The following is a 2,285-nucleotide window of genomic DNA, read 5'->3' on the forward strand; positions in this document are numbered from 1 at the left end:
TGGAGTGCCATCTGGTCACCGGATCGCGCGACTACGTGCTGAAGGTGATGAGTTCGGGCCTCGACGACTACGAGCGGTTCATCAAGGAAAAGATCGCCCGCCTGAAATGCGTCGATACGATCGAGACCAGCTTCGTGATGAATACGATCAAGGCGCGGCGGGTGTAGTATCCGCAAGCTTGGGCACGCCGCCCGAAGGGCGAAGCGCGCGCAGCCCCTAGTCGACTTGTCACGATCCGGGCATCTATCTCGTTAGACGCCGCATGTTGCGGGCGGATGGCTGACATCGGTGCCCGCAGTGCCGGCGTGCTTCAACGCGATCATTGCGGCGCAGGCTGCATGTGGTGGATCGGGCTGCCGTCCACAGCCACCGCCTGCGCATCCTCGAGTTTCTTGATGTCGTCCTCGCTCAAGGTCGGGCGATCCACCTTGATCGTCAGCTTGTTGAGCTTGGCAGTCAGCGCGAAGGGCGGCGAGTAGTCGGCATCGTTGACGCCCGTTAGCGTGTCGGAACCGACGTCGAAAGCCTCATCCCACTGCAGGATCATGGGAAGGGTGTGTTCCATCTTCTGGGTATCCACGACCTTGCCGTCCACCTTGAGTGAGCCGGTGCCCGATCGGCCGACGCCGCTCATGTTGTTGAAGGCGAGCGTTCCGATGCCGAGGCCATCATACTGGAAGTCGAATTCGAGCATATGCTTGCCGGCAGTGAGCGCATCCGGCCCTTGCCATTTCACCCGCTTCAGATCGACCAGGTTCCAGAGGAACACCGGCTTGCCATCGAGAAGATAGAAGCCGTAACCGGCGAAGCAGCCTCCCGAAGTCAGGATCATGCCTTCAGCGTCCCTGTGGCACGTCGATGTCGGCGGTGATCGTGTAGGAGCTGTTGAGCAGGGACGGCGAGTCTCCCTGCGGCAGGCCCGTCATCGGATGGGTGTAGGTGAACTCGGTGCGGCCGGCCGTGATGTTCGGGCGCGGGGCGACGATGCGTGCGGCGACCGAGGCGTCCATAGGGAAGACCTGGTATTTCTTCGCCTCGGCGAGGAAGAGATCCTTCATCGCCTTGACCTTGTCGGGATTCTCAGCGGCGACGTCCTGCGACTAGCTGAAATCCTTGCTCAGATCATAGAGCTGAAGGACCTGGTTGTTCAGCGGGTCCGGGTTGGCGGTGCCGAAGGCTTCCCAGGGCGCACGGTTGACCTTGGTGCTGAGCAGCCAGCGGTCATTGAAAAGGGCCCATTGGCCGAGCATCTCGAAATACTGCGCCTTGTGGCGAGTCGGCGCCTTGGCATTCACCTTATCGAAAGTATAGGCGAAACTCGTTCCCTCGATCGGCGCCTGCTTGATGCCGTCCACCATGTCCGGCGCCGGAATGCCTGTTACCTCAACCAGCGTCGGGACGACATCGATCACGTGCATGAATTGCTCGCGCAAGCCACCCCTGTAGGTAATCCGTGCCGGCCAGGAGACTGCCATGTTCTGCCCGACGCCGAGCCGCGAGGCGTTCTGCTTGAACCAGGAGAAGGGCGTATCGAAGGCCCAAGACCAGCCCGCCGACATGTGGTTGTAGGTCTGTTCGGTACCCCAAACGTCATACCATTTCATCTGTACATCGGCCGGCATTTCATTGATGCCGTTGAAGAACGCCACCTCATTCGGTGTGCCGAGAGGGTCGCCTTCCGCGCTCGTACCGTTGTCGCTGTTGATGTAGATGACGAGCGTTTGTCGAGCTTGCCCATGTCCTCGATCGCCTGGACGACGCGCCCGATCTCGTGGTCGCTGTAGGCGGCGTAGGCGGCATAGATCTCCGCCTGCCTGATGAAGAGTTTCTGGTCCTCTGGTTTCAGATCGTCCCAGTTCTTGAGGATACTGGAGGGCCAGGGCTCCAGCTGCGTGTCCTGCGGGATCACGCCCAGCTTCTTCTGGTTCTCGAAGATCTGCTCGCGCAGCTTGTTCCAGCCTTGGTCGAAGAGATGCATGGCGCTGATCTTCTCTACCCACTCCTTCGTCGGGTGATGAGGCGCGTGTGTTGCGCCGGGCGCGTATTTCATGAAGAAAGGCTTGTCAGGCGCCGTCTGGTTGAGGCGAGTGAGATAATCAATGGCGTCATCGGCCATTCGGTCACGAGGTTCCAGCCCGGCTTGCCCTCGAAGGGGTAAATCTGGGTGGTGTTGCGGAACAGGTTCGGCTGCCACTGGTTGGCGTCGCCACCGACGAAGCCGTAGAAGTATTCGAAGCCCATGCCGGTCGGCCACTTGTCGAAGGGACCGATCGAGCTGGCGGCAA

General features: G+C 60.5%; 1 protein-coding gene and 1 pseudogene. One reads left to right on the top strand and one right to left on the bottom strand.

Going from position 1 to position 2,285, the window contains the following annotated elements; translation table 11 throughout:
- The coding region (locus AAAB35_RS12940) for an Lrp/AsnC ligand binding domain-containing protein (RefSeq protein WP_340668684.1) at window positions 1-167 on the top strand (167 nt) is incomplete at its 5' end.
- Between the two features lie 152 nt (window positions 168-319).
- On the opposite strand, the pseudogene AAAB35_RS12945 reads toward AAAB35_RS12940, so the two are convergent.
- Window positions 320-2,285, bottom strand: a pseudogene (locus AAAB35_RS12945) (sulfatase-like hydrolase/transferase); the annotation flags it as partial.

It is taken from the genome of Phyllobacterium sp., from assembly GCF_037994425.1.
Classification (GTDB): domain Bacteria; phylum Pseudomonadota; class Alphaproteobacteria; order Rhizobiales; family Rhizobiaceae; genus Phyllobacterium.